The organism is Shouchella rhizosphaerae (genome assembly GCF_900142675.1).
GTDB classification, from domain to species: Bacteria; Bacillota; Bacilli; order Bacillales; family Bacillaceae_D; genus Shouchella; species Shouchella rhizosphaerae.
The window spans coordinates 155,501-171,802 of the sequence record NZ_FRBS01000001.1 but is presented as its reverse complement, the minus strand read 5'-3'; the positions used below and the strand labels follow the sequence as shown (position 1 = coordinate 171,802).

Annotated in this window: 15 protein-coding genes; 6 read left to right on the top strand and 9 right to left on the bottom strand. The window is 44.7% G+C overall.

The features are described 5' to 3' along the window. Positions 1-13: 13 nt before the first annotated feature. The 3 genes from nfsA to nagA form a co-directional block, all read right to left on the bottom strand. A complete protein-coding gene (nfsA, locus tag BUC05_RS00870; protein WP_073303953.1) occupies positions 14-757 on the bottom strand; it encodes an oxygen-insensitive NADPH nitroreductase in 744 nt (247 codons plus the stop codon). 165 nt (positions 758-922) lie between these two features. Beyond that, complete coding sequence (nagB, locus tag BUC05_RS00865) at positions 923-1,666, bottom strand: glucosamine-6-phosphate deaminase (protein WP_011246334.1); 744 nt, start codon at positions 1,664-1,666, stop codon at positions 923-925. Further along, a complete protein-coding gene (gene nagA / locus BUC05_RS00860; RefSeq protein ID WP_073303951.1) occupies positions 1,663-2,850 on the bottom strand; it encodes an N-acetylglucosamine-6-phosphate deacetylase in 1,188 nt (395 codons plus the stop codon). Before nagA ends, nagB begins: the two co-directional genes overlap by 4 nt. A 134-nt stretch (positions 2,851-2,984) precedes the next feature. Between nagA and BUC05_RS00855 the strand changes: the two genes are divergently transcribed. The 4 genes from BUC05_RS00855 to BUC05_RS00840 all read left to right on the top strand — a co-directional run bounded on the left by BUC05_RS00855 (position 2,985) and on the right by BUC05_RS00840 (position 7,648). Continuing rightward, complete coding sequence (locus tag BUC05_RS00855; RefSeq protein WP_073303949.1) at positions 2,985-3,707, top strand: GntR family transcriptional regulator; 723 nt, start codon at positions 2,985-2,987, stop codon at positions 3,705-3,707. Positions 3,708-3,905: 198 nt separating this feature from the next. Beyond that, positions 3,906-5,411 carry an argininosuccinate lyase gene (gene argH, locus BUC05_RS00850; protein ID WP_279626584.1) on the top strand — a complete coding sequence of 502 codons (1,506 nt, stop codon included), beginning with the start codon at positions 3,906-3,908 and terminating at the stop codon, positions 5,409-5,411. Between the two features lie 24 nt (positions 5,412-5,435). Then, complete coding sequence (locus BUC05_RS00845) at positions 5,436-6,140, top strand: GntR family transcriptional regulator (RefSeq protein WP_011246330.1); 705 nt, start codon at positions 5,436-5,438, stop codon at positions 6,138-6,140. Positions 6,141-6,226: 86 nt separating this feature from the next. Beyond that, on the top strand, positions 6,227-7,648 hold the full coding sequence (locus tag BUC05_RS00840) for a sodium:solute symporter family protein (RefSeq protein WP_084140006.1): 1,422 nt from the start codon (positions 6,227-6,229) through the stop codon (positions 7,646-7,648). A gap of 42 nt (positions 7,649-7,690) precedes the next feature. On the opposite strand, the gene BUC05_RS00835 is transcribed toward BUC05_RS00840, so the two are convergent. Next, a complete protein-coding gene (locus BUC05_RS00835) occupies positions 7,691-8,560 on the bottom strand; it encodes an SDR family oxidoreductase (protein WP_035204447.1) in 870 nt (289 codons plus the stop codon). Positions 8,561-8,809: 249 nt separating this feature from the next. Here BUC05_RS00835 and BUC05_RS00830 point away from each other — a divergent pair, with 249 nt between their 5' ends. Continuing rightward, positions 8,810-10,585: a right-handed parallel beta-helix repeat-containing protein gene (locus BUC05_RS00830; protein WP_073303942.1), complete on the top strand. Its 1,776-nt coding sequence runs from the start codon at positions 8,810-8,812 to the stop codon at positions 10,583-10,585. 145 nt (positions 10,586-10,730) lie between these two features. Here the strand turns inward: BUC05_RS00830 and BUC05_RS00825 are convergent, their stop codons facing one another. The 5 genes from BUC05_RS00825 to BUC05_RS00810 all read right to left on the bottom strand — a co-directional run bounded on the left by BUC05_RS00825 (position 10,731) and on the right by BUC05_RS00810 (position 15,206). Then, the gene (locus tag BUC05_RS00825) at positions 10,731-11,204 is read right to left on the bottom strand and encodes a DinB family protein (RefSeq protein ID WP_063608289.1); all 474 of its coding nucleotides are present in this window, start codon (positions 11,202-11,204) and stop codon (positions 10,731-10,733) included. Between the two features lie 331 nt (positions 11,205-11,535). Then, the gene (locus BUC05_RS00820) at positions 11,536-12,375 is read right to left on the bottom strand and encodes an ABC transporter permease (protein WP_011246325.1); all 840 of its coding nucleotides are present in this window, start codon (positions 12,373-12,375) and stop codon (positions 11,536-11,538) included. After that, positions 12,372-13,346: an ATP-binding cassette domain-containing protein gene (locus tag BUC05_RS00815; RefSeq protein WP_063608308.1), complete on the bottom strand. Its 975-nt coding sequence runs from the start codon at positions 13,344-13,346 to the stop codon at positions 12,372-12,374. The genes BUC05_RS00820 and BUC05_RS00815 overlap by 4 nt, the downstream gene beginning before the upstream one ends. Before the next feature lie 130 nt (positions 13,347-13,476). Continuing rightward, on the bottom strand, positions 13,477-13,623 hold the full coding sequence (locus BUC05_RS21355) for a hypothetical protein (protein ID WP_167369555.1): 147 nt from the start codon (positions 13,621-13,623) through the stop codon (positions 13,477-13,479). Positions 13,624-13,724: 101 nt separating this feature from the next. Beyond that, complete coding sequence (locus tag BUC05_RS00810; RefSeq protein ID WP_073303939.1) at positions 13,725-15,206, bottom strand: DHA2 family efflux MFS transporter permease subunit; 1,482 nt, start codon at positions 15,204-15,206, stop codon at positions 13,725-13,727. Positions 15,207-15,392: 186 nt separating this feature from the next. Here BUC05_RS00810 and BUC05_RS00805 point away from each other — a divergent pair, with 186 nt between their 5' ends. Then, positions 15,393-16,283, top strand: coding sequence for a TetR/AcrR family transcriptional regulator (locus tag BUC05_RS00805; protein WP_011246322.1), 891 nt, complete (start codon positions 15,393-15,395; stop codon positions 16,281-16,283). The last annotated feature ends 19 nt before the right edge of the window (positions 16,284-16,302 follow it).

Sequence of the window (16,302 nt, the reverse complement as noted above, 5' to 3'; positions counted from 1 at the left end):
CACTCACTGTCTGTTATTCCTGTTGCAAAAAGCCCTTTTCTTTCAAGAAAGCATCCAAATGAGGCCGCTTCCGTTCTTTTGTGTAAGCCGCCATCGATGCAGTCCAGCCATTGGTTCGTTTGCCATTCGTGCGCTTAGCATAATAAGCGCTCATTGTTTCATCATAGGCAGAAAGGGCATCTTCCTGATCGCTTTGATATGTTTCTTGGTGGAGCACAGCTTTTAAAGGCAGGCGCGGCTTTTGCCCAGGTTCACTGTCAGGCTCGCCTATCGCCATCCCCATTACTGGGAATACATATGTAGGCAAATGAAGCAAGTCGCTTACTTCCTTTGGTTGATTGCGGATTCCGCCAATCATGACACCGCCAAGGCCAAGCGATTCAGCGGCAAGCATAACATTTTGGGCAAATAAAGCGGCATCCACAGCGCCAACGAGAAGTTGCTCCGCCCCACCGACGTCAAATGAAACGTGATGCTGTTTGCTGGCACTTGCATGCCGTGAAAAATCTGCGCAAATAACAAAAAACACACTACACTCCTTTACCCAACGTTGGCCGCCTGTTAAATCGGCGAGTGTTTCTTTACGAGCAGCATCCTCCACAGCTATAACGGAGTACGCTTGCACATGATGGGACGTCGACGCCCACTGCGCCGAGCTGACAATCGTTTCAATTTGCTCCTTTGTGACGCGCTTATTTGTAAAAGCGCGAATCGACCGATGACTGGTCATAAGCTTTAGCACATCATTGCTTTCCATCTCCACCACCACCTGTTTCATTTTTTTGCTGATAATGGTAGTGTACTAAAAATGCCGAAAAAGAGGAACTATTAGCGGCAGGATCAGCCGATTTTCTTACTAAATCATACAAAAAGAGAACCGTATCAATGTTGCGCCGGTTCTCTTTTCTTAACCAAAGTTATTCTACAAGTGTGCTTTTTGCGTATAAACGCTTGCCGCTTCTTCGTCGGCAATGACTGTGACATTTGGATGCTTGTTTAATATAGAAGCCGGGAACGCCTCAGTTACTTCATCTGAGCATAATTTGGCGAACGCTTCTGCTTTTGCTTTCCCGGAAATAAGCAACAAAATTTCTTTCGCTTCCATAATCGTTTGAATCCCCATTGTAATCGCTTGTTTCGGCACATCTTCTAAAGTTGGGAAATACCTAGCATTGGCTTTGCGTGTTTCTTCGGCCAGCTCGACAACATGGGTTTTGCTCGAAAATGGCGTCCCTGGCTCATTAAAACCGATATGGCCATTGCTGCCAATACCGAGAAGTTGAATGTCAATTCCGCCCGCGTCGGCAATCATGTTTTCATAAGCACGGCATTCTTCTTCGAGGGACGGAGCCATTCCATTTGGCAAATGCGTTTTTTCTTTTGGAATATCGATATGATCAAACAACCGTTGCTCCATATAGTGGCGGTAACTATTTTTGTCCTCAGCAGGCAAGCCGACATATTCATCTAAATTGAACGTTTGCACATGTGAAAATGATTGGCCGTTTTCCTTTGCTTTTGCAATCAAAGCGGTATACGTATTTTCCGGTGTGCCCCCTGTCGCAAGTCCGAGCGTTATTTTCGGAGACTGCTGAATTCGCTCAAACAAGAGTGCTGCTGCTTTTTGGCTCATTTCTTCATAATTTTTTACGTGAATAATATTCATACGTCATCCTCCTTGCCATATGCTTTTTTCCCTAAACAGTAGGTGTACAACACGTCGCCCTCTTTCGTGAGCACAGTAAAATCGCCATCTTTCCCAGGCACCAATGACCCTTTTTTCGCGTCAATGCCAATTTTTTTCGCTGGGTTGTAGGAAGCCATTTGCACCGCTTGTTCCAATGAGCAGCCACTATAAGCAACCATATTTGCTACCGCCTTGTTCATTTGCAAAACAGAACCGGCGAGCGTGCCATCAGAAAGCGTCGCTCTTCCACCGTTAACAGAAACGTCCTGTCCCCCTAAATCATAAGCACCGTCAGGCAACCCTTTTGCCCTCATCGAGTCAGTAATAAGTAGACATTGGTCTGTGCCCTTTGCTTTCCAGGCCAGCTTCACCATTTCTGGATGGATGTGAATGCCGTCTACAATCAATTCAATGTCGAGTTCATCAAGGAGGAGCGCCCCACCAGCTACACCTGGTTCACGATGATGCAAAGGACGCATGCCATTGTACATATGCGTAACTTGGTTTGCACCTGCTGCGACAGCTTGCTCCATTTCAGTATAGACAGCATCTGAATGGCCAATTGACGGATTCGCACCTTCTGAACGCAAATAGGCTGCCAACTCGCTTCCATTTCGTTTTTCCGGTGCGTAGGTTACTTGTTTAATCATGCCTTTTGCTAAATCGATCCATTTTTTCATGATTGGTACGGATGGTTCTACAATGTACTCGAGAGGCTGTGCGCCTTTTTTCGTTTCATTAATAAAAGGCCCTTCAATATGTAGGCCGACAATCTCTGCTTCTTTATCCGCCCGTCTATAAGCGACTACATTTTCAATCGCAGCTTCAATGTCCTCATGTTTTTGGGTAATGGTTGTCGCAAGAAAAGCGGTCGTCCCTTCGGCTGGCAAATTTGCTGCCATTGTTTGCAACGCATCCTTTGTACGGTCCATTACATCGGCACCATAGCCGCCATGTATGTGCACGTCAACAAAGCCTGGGACAACGACGGCATCAGCTGGAATCGTTATCTGTACTGTATCTTCGTTCTTATAATCGTCGCCGTTGCCAACACCAACCGCGATAATTTTGCCATTATTGACCGCAAGAAACCCTTTCTCGTATTTACGACACCCTGGTTCCCCTGTGATCAACTGTCCCCCTGTTACAACGATACTTGCCATGCGATCACCTTCCTCGTTTCATCATTCCCTTTGTTTCTTTTAGTATACGCTCTAGTCGTTTAGTTGTCTATACCAATTACAATGAAAAAAAATTATGGTATACTGATTTTATCATATGTTCGGAGGACAAAGGCATGATTGACAAACAGTCTCCTATTCCGATTTATTTTCAAATTGAGGAGCTTATTAAAAAGCAAATTGCCGATGGGATTTTAAAACCAGGCGAAGCGTTGCCATCTGAGCGAGAATTTGCCGACATGTACGGCATTAGCCGCATGACCGTTCGCCAAGGCATTAACAATCTTGTCCAGCAAAAAAAACTATACCGTGAAAAAGGGCGAGGCACATTCGTATCGTGGCCTAAAATTGAACAACCACTCTCTAAAATGACCAGTTTTACAGAAGATATGAAAAGCCGCAACATGGAGCCTGGTTCAAAGTTGCTCTCTTTTAAAACCGCTAAAGCGGATGAACCGATTGCCAAAGTGCTTGCGGTTGAGGAAGGCACCCCTATTTATGCCATTAAACGTGTGCGCCTAGCAGACAAGTTGCCTATTGCCTTGGAACGGACTTATATTGCTTGCGAGCTCGCCCCACATTTAACCGCTGACACATTGAACCATTCGCTTTACTCCTACTTTGAACGGACATGCGGCTATTCAATTTCTGATGCAGAACAGACCATCGCAGCCGTCCTCGCTGACGAAGAAGATGCCCGTTGGCTTACGGTGCCCGTCGGCTCCCCACTTTTGGCGATTCGCCGGCAAACAAGACTTGAAGACAATCGTGTATTAGAAGCTGTTTATTCCCATTACCGTGGTGATCGCTACCACTTTGTAACGAAAATGGTACGTTGATGTTGTCCAAACCAGACTTGAGGCGCCTGACTCATTAGCAGGCGCCTCCTCTTTATGCCCAAACCACGCATATCTGTCATGATAAAAAATCTCGTTGTTTTTTCAGAAAAGTATTGACAGTACGATTTGTTGCTGCTAATTTAGAATCAACTACAATTTGTACGAACATTACAACATACGTACATATCTGAAAGGCTGGTGATCTCCTTGGTTGGTCGTTTAAAGGAAACTCCCTCACAGGAAATGATTGACTTATTGTTTAAGCCAAGCATTAGCTCCGATTTAAAATATCACTATTCATACTTGCTAAAAATTAACAGTGTCCACTTATTTATGCTAAAATCGGAGGGTATTATCTCAGACGAAGCAGCCCGTAAAATCCATTCCGTCCTGACCCACTTGCAGGTGACAGGAAAAGAGGCATTGTCGATCAATCCTGCTCTTGAAGATTTATATTTTAATGTGGAAGCTTATATTATCGAGCAAACAGGACCAGAGATAGGTGGACAAATGCACACAGGAAGAAGCCGCAATGATATTTTGGCGACTGTGAGCCGCATGCGAATACGCGAAGAAATGATCGAAATTTACGAACTAGTCTGTACACTAAGGCAGACATTAATTGATTTAGCTACTGACCATACGGCGACATTAATGACTGGTTACACACATTTACAGCCAGCTGAACCAATTACGTTTGCCCATTACCTTTCCGCACTGTTGCACGGATTCGAGCGGGATTTCACACGCCTGTATAACTGTTATGCCCACATCAACAAAAGCCCGCTTGGTTCTTGTGCCCTTGCCTCAACTACGTTTTCGATTAACCGAAAGTTCACGATGGAGTTATTAGGGTTCGCCGATTTGCTTGAAAATTCGCTTGACGGCATCGCCTCTAGAGATTATGCATTAGAAGCACTTTCAGCATTAAGCATATTTAGTAACTCATTAAGCCGCTTCGCACAAGACCTTTACACTTGGTGTTCGTATGAATTTGGTTATCTTGAAGTCGGTCATTCAGTAGCAGTTATTAGCAGCATTATGCCGCAAAAAAAGAATCCCGTTACGCTCGAGCATATTAAAGCGAAGGCTGGACATATTCAAGGCGCACTTGTATCCTCCCTCTCAGTATTAAAGAATACCCTTTATTCGCATTCGCGGGATACAAGCATGGAAAGCATGAAATACACATGGGAAGCAATCAATGAAACGAAAGCAGCCATTCGGCTTATGATCAAAACCTTACAAACGCTTACCGTTCATAAAGACAATATGGCCGCTACTACTCGACAAAACTTTAGTACTGTGACTGAGCTAGCAAATGCGCTAGTAAGACACTACCACTTTTCGTTCCGCACCGCCCATCATATCGTTGCTGAGATTGTCAACGAGACACTGAATCAAGGGCTGGGATCTGATAAAATAGAAGCAAGTACAGTTGAACGTGCTATTAAACAGGTAACAGCAAAAACGGTTTCTGTCACCAAAGAATTTGTTGAGCAGGCCCTTGATCCGGAGCGAAATATTTCCCTTCGGACCGTACGCGGCGGCTCAGCCCCTGTTGAGGTTGCACGGCAATTACAGCAGCTCGAACAGACACTAGCATCAGATCACCAAAAAATCAGTGATTTGAAACAGGCTCTGCAATCTGCTGATCAACTATACAAACGCTACGCTGCGGAACTCGAAAGGGGGGCGCAGTAGTATGAATGAGTGAGGCGAGCCGACGTGATTGATGAAGAAAGCAGCATTCCCCTTTATTTGCAATTAAAAGATCTTTTTGTTGAAAAAATAGACAGCGGCGAATGGCAAGAAAATGCGAAAATTCCAGACGAACTTACATTGGCGAGTCAGTACCGGTTAAGCCGCTCAACCGTTCGCCAAGCATTGTTAAAACTCGTTGATGAAGGGCGTTTGACCCGAAAACAAGGAAAAGGGACATTTGTGAATGAGAAAAAAATCCAAACGCCTGTGTTTAGTTTTTATTATCCTGAAAAATTCGGTAAAAAACATACCGTTTTGTCAGCTCAGGAACTAGCTTGTTCGGCGACAGTCCAGTCGGCATTGGAACTATTTCCTGGCGAACTTGTCTATGAACTTATCCGTCTACGCTATTTTGAGGATGAAGTTGTCGCTGTGGAAACATCTTATTTACCGAGTGCAGCGGTTCCTGGTTTGTTGCAGAAAAACCTTGAAGGCACGCTTTATGAACTATTGATTACTCAGTACAACTTGCAAATCCAAGCATATGACACCACGGTAGAACCGGTCATCCTAACCCAGTTGGAAACCGAACGCCTACAAGTTGAAGGCAACGGACAGCCTGCATTAAAAATTACAAAAATCGGCTCAACATGGAATAAAAAGCGCTTAATTCTCACGAAAAGCATTTTCAGAGGCGACCGCTGTAAACTCATGTTTCACCATGAATAGAGTCGCCCATCTAAAGCTTTGTTGCAATAGAGCTTTAGATGGCGTTATTTTTTACAGAATATTCAATTATCTGAGGAGGGGTTTGTGTGGATGTATCGATTTGGGTAATTGTGGCAAACATGATTGTGCTCATAGGGGCCATCATCTTTTCCTTTTATATTAGCAAACGTACTCGGAACAACGAAGGCTGGGCTGTTGGCGGGCGGGCTTTGCCGGTCTATGTCGTCATTTTAACACAGTTCGCGACGGCTTCTGGCGGCGGCATGCTTGTTGCTCAAGTCGGGATCGGCTATGCTTTCGGTTGGAGCGTGATTACTTATGGCTTGTTCACAGGAGCGGGAGTTCTTGCCTTACTGTTTCTTGCGAAATGGTTGCGCAAAAACGATTTTATTAGTCTCCCTGATATTTTCAAAAAAATATATGGCACTCACCCGTTCTTGATCACGACAATCACATTTATGACAATGGTTGTCCCCTTTGGTTGGCTGTGTACACAATTAGTTGCTTTCGGCCGATTGTTTTCAGAATTGACTGGCGTTGAACCTTGGCTGTTAATGCTTATCTTCACAGTCATTTGCCTTTTATTCATTATCCCAGGAGGAATGGTATCTGTTGCCTGGACAGACTTGATTTTTGGGATTCTCATGCTCGTGATGGCGGTCGTTGCTTCTGTTTATGCGATCACATCAGCCGGCGGTTGGTCAGCGATCGTACAGGCAGTCCCTCAAGAGAATATTGGCATTGAAGGCTTTTGGTCCGTTGGGCTTCTAACAGTGCTCTTTTGGTCATTATCGCTCACACCAGGCACAATGACCAATCAAATGTACTTCCAACGCATTTATGCTGCTGACAGTATGAAGACAGTCGTCATTTCATTGCTTTCTACTGCCGCTCTCCTCATTTTGACGAAGCTTTACGCAGCGTTAGTCGGCATGTCCGCCTACACGATGAACCCGAACTTGGATAACCCTGAAAGTGCTGCTGGCATGTTTTTATCGAATATGCCATCGATTTTAATGGTCGCCTATTCTACTTTCATTTGTGCAACCTTGTTGTCAACGGTCACCAGCGCAGTCCAATCGGTCGTCGTTAATATCACCCGTGATATATACCAGTCGTATCTTAATCCGAAAGTCAGCGACGGACAGCTACTCCGGACATCGCGTATTTTTTCAGTATTTGTCATCTTCTTTGCATTTGCTCTTGCGACGTTATATCCACGGGCACTTGACTGGATTGTCGCTTCTTATGCTTATTCAGCCGCAGGTCTGTTTGCTCCACTGTTTATCGGCTTCGCTTTAAAAGACAGACAATTCCTTACTTTCAAAGGCGCGATTGCCGGTATGCTTTTTGGAATCGCAGGCGCAGGCTTAGCCCATTTGCTCGGTACAACCATCCCATACGTTGCGTTTGGCTTAGTTGCCTCGACAATTGGCCTGCTCCTAGTAAGTGCAGCGACCCGAAACAAGAATACGACAACTGTCGTCCGTAAAGAAACGTCCATTTAACATCACTGAGAAAAGCAGGCTGCACTAGCCTGCTTTTCTCAGTCATGAACTAATATAATCCCCGCCATTAATATGGATCGCCTGTCCGGTCATGTAGGAAGAGTCGTTAGAAGCGAGGAGTACATAGGCACCGACAAGTTCACTCGGCTGCCCTGCTCGTCCCATTGGCGTCGTTGTGCCAAACTCAGACACTTTCTGCTCGTCAAAAGAAGCAGGAATCAACGGCGTCCAGATCGGGCCAGGGGCTACGCTGTTTACGCGGATATGCTTTGAAGCAAGCGCCTGCGCCATTGAACGGGTAAAGGCTGTAATGGCGCCTTTGGTACTCGTATAATCAATCAACGTCACGTTGCCCCGATAGGCATTAATGGAAGACGTATTGATAATAGCGCTGCCAGGCTTCAAATAATCAAGCGCTGCTTTCGTATAATACACATACGAATAGAAATTGGTCGCGAATGTACGGTGAAGCTGTTCGGCTGTTAGTTCCCGTAAATCGTTGACTGGATGTTGCTCTGCAGCGTTGTTGACTAAAATATCTAGGCCGCCAAGTTCTGTGACTGTACGTTCAACGCTCTCCTTACAAAACGTTTCATCACTTATGTCGCCAGAAATTGTAATGCACTGAACACCTTCTTGCTCGACGCGCTGCTTTGTTTGTTCTGCGTCTTCATGCTCATCTAAATAGACGATCGCAATATGGGCGCCTTCTTTGGCATACCCAACTGCCACGGCGCGGCCGATACCCGAATCGCCACCAGTAATAAGCGCTACTTTGCCGCGAAGTTTTCCTGTACCTTTGTAATCGTCGTCTTCATAGATCGGGCGCGGTTCCATCACCGCTTCATCCCCTGGTTGCTTGTCTTGTTTTTGCGGCGGAATGCCGTTTGCTAAATAATTGTGTAAGTCCATTTTCTCTCTTTCCTCCTCTTCTTCATCATTAGTATTGGTATACCTCAAAAGTGAGGGTATTTAAACATCAGCACTTTTCATCCGTTAAACCACCTGAAATTTTTGCTAAAAAACTGCATACAAACGCGTTTTGATCATGCTAATCTGTGATTAAGGTGTACAAAATAGCTCTTTTTCATGCAAAAACAACTCTACTTGGACAGCCTTCAAAAAAAGCGGTATACTCTAGCATAGATTGAGGTGAAAACGGTGAAAACAATCCACGTAACAAGAAAACTCCTTTCCAAATACAAAACGATTGAAGAAGCGTTGCTTGATGCGAACGATGGGGATACGATCAAAATAGATCCAGGAACATACCAGGAGTCTGTGACAATTGCCAAGTCTGTTCATTTAGTCGGCCTTGGTGAACCAGAAACAGTCATTATTCAAGCGCCAATGGAGATCATCAATAAAGCGTCGGTGTCGATAAAAAACATCTCTTTTGCGGAATGCGAAAAAGGGCTAACCGTTAAAAACGGATTTGCGCAATTGACTCATTGTCAGTTTACCCGCCTAAAAAAATGGGGGATCCATGTTCTTGAAGATGGCCATCTTGATTTAACCGACGCCACGATTCGCCACAGTGGCATCGGCCTATTTGTAGTTGGGCGAGCCCGTGCCGAGTACTGCGCCTTATACAGCCAACGGGGCAGTCAAGTATGTGTAAGCGGGAACGGCCGGTTTGTGATGAAACACTCGCATATTTACCAAGGAAAGAGCGCGGCGATTTATTTTGACCAGAACAGCCGCAGCTTTGTGGAAAATTGCCAAATCTACGGCCATCATTCTGAAAATATGCAACTTAAATCGATGGGCAATAGTGAAGTGGCTTTAAAAGATTGCCTGATCTATGAAGGCTCTTCTGGAGGGACACTTGTCCTTGGCGAATCAAAACTGACATTGAATTCATGTACGTTGACGAATAATGTACCAAAGCAAGTAGTCGTTTTAGGCGGGGAAACGATTATCCAAAACAGTTTGTTTGAAGCTGGACAAATCGGAGTCGACATTAACGATAACGGTACCGCCCAACTTGAAGCAACGATTCTCACGTCGCACGAAGACGACCATATTCGCGTTGGCGATGGCGCCCTTTACGTGTATAGAAGCACGATTAAATTTGGGCAAAAATCAGGGGTAGTCCTGACGAAAAACGCTTATGCCCATGTGGAATCAAGTGACTTGTTCGGCCACATGATGCCTCAATTAGCAGTAAGCGAACAAGCACGGATAAGCCTAAAACATAGCGCTATCTTCTATGGCAAACATTATGGGTTTTGGCTAACGGAACAAGCAAGTGCAGACGTGGGTCACTGCCGCTTTTATGAAAATGAACTGAATCAACTCGTCATTGCTGACAAAAGCGAAGCCGACCTAGAAGACATACAAGTCTTTGATGGAGCGCAAAGCGGCTTATATATTCATGACCATAGCCATGCGAATGTTGTAAATTCAACTTTTTACCATCATAATGACCTTTACCCGCAAATTTATGTAAGCAGCCATTCCACCATTACCATGAAAGAAAGCAAGCTTTATGACAGTTATGAGAGCGGCATCCGCTTTGACATGGAAGCGAGCGGGCTCCTGGAACATTGCCAGTTTAGCGGCCATTATGAAGCACAAATTGATATCCAACATAGCGCGCCAACGATTCGAGAATGCGTGATCGAAAACGGCGGGACCTGTGCCATCCGCTTGCTCCATGCTGGCGGCTTCATCGAAAATTGTACATTTACCGGTCATGAACACAATATTGCCATTGGGGGCGAATGCGACACCGACATTATCGGCCAAGAAGCTGACGCATTGCGCCAATACGCTGAAGCATTAAGCGTGACAGAAGAAATGGAAGCACAGCTCTCACAAGCTGAAATGCGAGCAGCACTAGAAAAAGCACAAAAAGACGCAGAACGTGAAGAGCGGACAGTGGAAATTGTCGGTCTGGTAGAGGAATTGGAAGAACAACTCGGGAAAAAATAATCCTTTAGCTGATAATAGCTAAAAATTGAGGCGCCCTCTACAAGAAGGCGCCTCATTATAGTTGAACATAGAAATAATCGGTAAACGGTCCTTTCTTTTAATCGTTACATGTCAAATCTGCCTCTGTTTTGCAACTTCTAAAGCTTTAAATCACGGGCTTATCCATTTTCCGTAAAAACGCGATTTGCCCGATATGGTAGGCATTATGCGTTGTTGCATTTGCAATTAACCCCCACCATTCGGCCTCTACCGGATAGCCTTTTACCTTCTCTGACAATTGCTTTTCTGTAATTAAGTCCTGCCAACGCAACAAAATGTCCAGCAGCTCCGTTTGCAAAGTTTGGAAGGTTTTATTTTTCGGGACAAGAAAGCTATCCACATTCTTTTTGACGCTCGGTACTGTACGTGCGTCCGCTTTTTCATAGCGTGTCTGCCATATTTGATTCCAGTAGATTAAGTGTTGGACAATCTCGGCAATGCTATGGCTCGATTTGTCAGGTTTCCAAAACGCCTCTATTTCCGAGATCCCTTTAACAGCTTCTTGGAAAGGAATATACCAGCTGGGGTCATTTGCATTTGCTAATAATTGGTCTAACAATACGGTCTTAGCATCAACCATTTTTCTGAACTCCTCCTAGATCTTCTAAAAAATCGGATTTGGCAGTTTCCACTGGAACTCCTTTCAGCCTGTACCGCTGTTTATCCGCTTTTTGACTCCTATTTTATTAAAAGCAAAAGGATACCATACACCTACTATCGCAGAAGTGATATAGGGCGTTGGAACCATGTCAATCACCGTAAATTGCGCCAAAACAAATAGTAGCCCGCTAAAATTGCCGCCTAGACGTAAAGAGTCATCAAAAACATAGCGCCAAAACAATTGATGAAACAGCCAACAGGCACTGAAAACAGCAAAAGACCAGCAAATACCTGACTCTGGTCGTCTTGTTTCATTTCTTATTCCGGTACAAATACATCGTGAGCGGAGCAAAAACAGCTGCAATCAAAAACGATACAGCTACTACCCAGCCTACCTGTTCACCAGTAGCCGTTCCATGCATGAAGCCACGAACGGCATCGACTAATAAGGAGATTGGATTGATGTCGACAAAAACTTGGAGCCACGATGGCAGTGTTCCTGGATCGACGAAGACATTGCTGACAAAAGTGAGCGGAAACAGCACCATCATACTGACCATCATGAGCGACTTATCAGAACGCATAATAAGGCCAAGCGTCGTCCAAATCCACGATAAACTGAAGCAGAAAAGCAAGATTAACGCAACTGCGGCAATGACGCCAAGCGCTCCCCCTTCTGGACGGAACCCAAGAATAAGGCCAAGTATAATCATGATCGCCGATGCCATTGTATAGCGGACTGTATCTACTAGCAACGAGCCGATCAGGGCCGAAGGCAGCCAGAGTGGCAACGTTCGGAAACGGTCGAAGATGCCTTTTCGAATATCGTTGTTTAAATCAAGTCCGGTATACATCGTAATTTGCGCGACGGTCATGACAAGAATCCCTGGCAGGAGGAATTGCAAATATTCATTTGTGGAGCCAGAAATCGCACCGCCAAATAAATAAGTGAACATTAACAGGAAAATAACTGGAAAAACTGTCACATCAAACATTTGTTCAGGAATGTGCTTAATCCGCAGTAGTGCCCTAGTCGCGAATGCCATTGACGCAGCGAGTGGGCTCGGGCGAGGCGGGCGCCTGCTTTTGGCAATTGCATCCGCTAATTGCATGCTTTGTTCTTGTTTATTTCCTTCCGTTGCCTTGTTCATTCGCTTCCCTCCCTTTCTTCCTCTGGGGTTTGCACCATTTCACCAGTTAGCGTCAAAAAGACTTCATCTAGACTCGGCTGCCCAAGGGAAAAAGTACGGACAGCTATGTTTGCGCTCGCTAACTTTCCTACAGCAGCTGCCGCCACATCTGGATTACCCGTTTGCGCGGTAAGCGACGTCGGGTCTTTTCCAGCATGCACCATGGTGTTCTGATCTTCCGCCAGCAATTGGATCGCCCTTTCCCGATCACTTGCATGTTGCAGCGTCAAGTGGAGTGTATTCGTGCCAACCGATGCTTTCAACTCACTGCTTGTGCCTTCAGCAATAATCTTGCCATGGTTGATAACGGCAATCCGGTCCGCCAGCTGGTCAGCTTCCTCCAAATATTGCGTCGTAAGGAGCACGGTCGTCCCAGCATCGACTAATGTACGGACAATATCCCACACTTGGTTGCGGCTCCGAGGGTCAAGCCCTGTGGTTGGTTCATCAAGAAACAGCAGTTCAGGGGTAACAACAATGCTGGCGGCAATGTCTATGCGGCGACGCATCCCGCCCGAGTAATTTTTCACTTGCCTTTTTGCGGCTTCCTCTAATCCAAATGCATGGAGCAATTCTTCCCCTCGCTGTTTTGCTTGTTTCCGCTTATAGCCCATAAGTCGGGCAATCATCGTCAAATTTTCGATGCCAGTTAAATCTTCATCAATGGAAGCGTATTGTCCTGTTAAACTAATCCGGCTTCTGACTGCATCTGTTTCTTTGGCGAGGTCATGGCCAAAAATCTTCGCCTCACCGCCATCTGGTTTTAAAAGAGTCGCAAGCATGCGGATTGTTGTCGTCTTTCCTGCCCCGTTTGGTCCAAGAAACCCATAGACCGTTCCTTTTACGACAGACAAATCGACGCCATCAACAGCCCGATGCTTGCCAAATACTTTCACGAGGCCTTTCGCCTCGATCGCCTTTTCTTCTGTCATTTGTACCAACTGTAGCCAGCCCCCTTTTTTACCAACATTACTTCTATTCAGTCAAACGCTCATTTATGCTCAAACGCCTAATCCACAAATGATCACGCTTTGCGCCTGACACTTGGAAAAATACACTACATCATGATATAGACAGCAAGACAGATGGCGCGCACTTCATTCCGTCAATCAAGTATAGCACCTTGTTCGATGTTACTGAACGGTTTTGTCTGAAGTATAAAATAAATGCCGCTAGCCAATCATACTCATCTTGCTGGACTGTTAACATCGCAGGCTCTCTTTTCCCAGCTGGCAAATATGATGAAATCCCTTCGCTAAAGCAAAAACCTCGCCTCGTTTTACACACGAGGCGAGCTTATTTGGTTTTCGTTAAGAATGATTCGGAGCTTCCGTCAAGTCTTTTGCCCTTCCTGGCAACTCTTCATTGCTGTCTTCAGCAGGTTTTGCCCGTTTCATGAAAAAGGCTAGTACTAACGCAATGATTGAAACGTATACGGTAACCATGAATGCGTCGTTGATCCCTTCGACCATGGCCTGTTGGCCGAGAAGCGCAGGATCAATTGTCCCAGCTAGCTCCTCTGCATGGATTCTTGTCTGTGTAGACATAATCGTCACAAGCAACGCGGAACCAACCGCCCCTGCCACTTGGTTTAGCGTATTATTCATCGCCGTTCCGTGTGGATTCATTCGTGCGGGAAGCTGGTTTAAACCATTTGTCATGACAGGCATCATCAACATAGACATGCCAAACATCCTAAATGAATACAACATAATTAACTCCGTATAGGAAGTATCAAGAGCCAATGTCGTGAAAAAGTAGGAAGTAACAATCGTGATCAACAAGCCAGTGATTGCTAAAATGCGCCCGCCAAATTTGTCAAACAAACGTCCGGTGATAGGGGACATCGCCCCCATGATTAAAGCGCCTGGCAACATGAGCAAGCCTGCATGGAAAGGCGAAATGCCACGGACCGTTTGAATATAAAGCGGCATAAGCAACATTCCCCCAAACATGCCCATCGTCACTGTAAGCGAAATCGCCGAAGATAAAGCAAACATCGGGTATTTATAAATCCGAAAGTCCAGCATGGGCTTTTCTAATTGAAATTGCCGCGTAATAAACAACACAAGGCCAATCACGCCGATGACGATTGTGCCGTACACTTCTAAGCTAGCCCATCCTTTGTCGCCAGCAGCACTAAACCCATACAATATCCCGCCAAAACCGATGCTTGATAAAATAACAGACATCACATCCAAATGTGTATGCACCGATTGTTTATTGTCATATAGGCGAAAAACAGCGAGTAAAAGGGTAACAATCGCGAACGGCAGCATCATATAAAACAATACACGCCATTCATAATGCTCCACAATCCAGCCTGACAACGTCGGGCCAATTGCCGGGGCAAATACCATGACGAGGCCAAAAATGCCCATTGCCGATCCGCGCTTTTCAACGGGAAACGATGTTAACATCACATTCATTAACAACGGCATCATAATCGCCGATCCTGAAGCTTGAATGACACGCCCTGCCATCAGTACAGGAAAACTGTGGGAGAAGCCAGCTAATGCGGTTCCTAAAGTAAACAATGTCATCGCCGTTAAAAAAAGCCCGCGCACGGAAAATTTTTGGATTAAAAACGCTGTAATGGGTATGAGAATTCCATTTACAAGCATATAGCCAGTCGTTAACCATTGAACAGTCGCAGGAGAAATATCAAAGTCTGCCATGATAGACGGCAAAGCCACATTAAGCAACGTATTGTTTAGTAACGCAATAAATGCACCTGCAAGCAGTATCGCAATCATTTTATATGGCGGTTTCGTTGGTGTATTTTCTGTCATTCAATAACCCCCTCTAAACTGTCGGTCCAATATATATACACCAATTCTATAGTAATAACGAGATTTATCATACTCCTTTCCATTCCTCTTTTCAAGCGGAAAATTTGCGATTTGTTTTTTTTACAAATGTACGGTAGCATTAAATTTGGACGACTGGTTCAGATCATTCAATACGGGGTGACGCAATTGCTGAAACGGAAAGAACATGTCATTGAAACAGCGCTTAACCTATTTTTAAAATCCGGCATTCAAGGGACTTCTATCCAAATGATTATTGACAAAAGCGGGATTTCAAAAGGAACGTTTTATAACTATTTTCAGTCGAAAAATGACCTCCTATACGGAATCATTAAATTGATACACAATAAAGTTATCGCCAAGAGGAAAGAAATTGAAGATGATCCCGCTATTACAGGGATGGAACAATTTACAAAACAAACGATGCTGTTTAGCAAGACAAACAAAAAATACAACCTTTTTCCTTTATTTGAACAAATTTTTTTATCAGACGACCCTTCATTAAAAAAACTGTTCCAGCAATATTTCTTTCATGAAATCGAATGGATTCAAAACCAGTTTGTTCGCATGTTTGGCGAAGAAATAAAACCATACAGCTTGGATGGAGCCCTTATTTTTAACGGCATTATCCATCAATTTATGCGTGTAAAAACGATTTCCAAAAAAGAAGAAGACCAATTTTACGAAAACGTTGTCCGCTATGCCGCTGAAAGGGCAGAAGAGTTTTTCTCCAGCATGCAGCAAACACACAAAGCGCCATTGTTTACTGAAAGTTTGTTGCGGGATTGGCTTGACCAAAAAGCTACAACACCCATGAAGGATCAACGGCATTTTGAAACAGCGCACAATACCCTTAAGACAGCGATTCTTTCCGCAAACCACGATACACAAATAGAAAAAGGCTTGCTCGAGGGGCTGGAATTTATTGAGCATGAACTAAAACAGCAGGAACCACGAACATTTGTAATTGAGAGCATCCTTCTCTCCTTTACAGCACATGCTTCAGAATGGAAGGAAACATTGCATCACTATAAAAAAGCGCTTGAACCTTTTATGTAACCAGTTGTTCAATCGATTT

Excerpts from the sequence above, each read along its gene's own strand:
- BUC05_RS00825 (WP_063608289.1), bottom strand. The coding sequence starts at position 11,204 with ATGGTTGATGCTAAGACCGTATTGTTAGACCAATTATTAGCAAATGCA.
- BUC05_RS00810 (WP_073303939.1), bottom strand. The coding sequence starts at position 15,206 with ATGACAGAAAATACACCAACGAAACCGCCATATAAAATGATTGCGATA.
- nagB (WP_011246334.1), bottom strand. The coding sequence starts at position 1,666 with ATGAATATTATTCACGTAAAAAATTATGAAGAAATGAGCCAAAAAGCA.
- nagA (WP_073303951.1), bottom strand. The coding sequence starts at position 2,850 with ATGGCAAGTATCGTTGTAACAGGGGGACAGTTGATCACAGGGGAACCA.
- BUC05_RS00815 (WP_063608308.1), bottom strand. The coding sequence starts at position 13,346 with ATGACAGAAGAAAAGGCGATCGAGGCGAAAGGCCTCGTGAAAGTATTT.
- BUC05_RS00820 (WP_011246325.1), bottom strand. The coding sequence starts at position 12,375 with ATGAACAAGGCAACGGAAGGAAATAAACAAGAACAAAGCATGCAATTA.
- BUC05_RS00855 (WP_073303949.1), top strand. The coding sequence starts at position 2,985 with ATGATTGACAAACAGTCTCCTATTCCGATTTATTTTCAAATTGAGGAG.
- BUC05_RS00835 (WP_035204447.1), bottom strand. The coding sequence starts at position 8,560 with ATGGACTTACACAATTATTTAGCAAACGGCATTCCGCCGCAAAAACAA.
- BUC05_RS21355 (WP_167369555.1), bottom strand. The coding sequence starts at position 13,623 with ATGTTAACAGTCCAGCAAGATGAGTATGATTGGCTAGCGGCATTTATT.
- nfsA (WP_073303953.1), bottom strand. The coding sequence starts at position 757 with ATGGAAAGCAATGATGTGCTAAAGCTTATGACCAGTCATCGGTCGATT.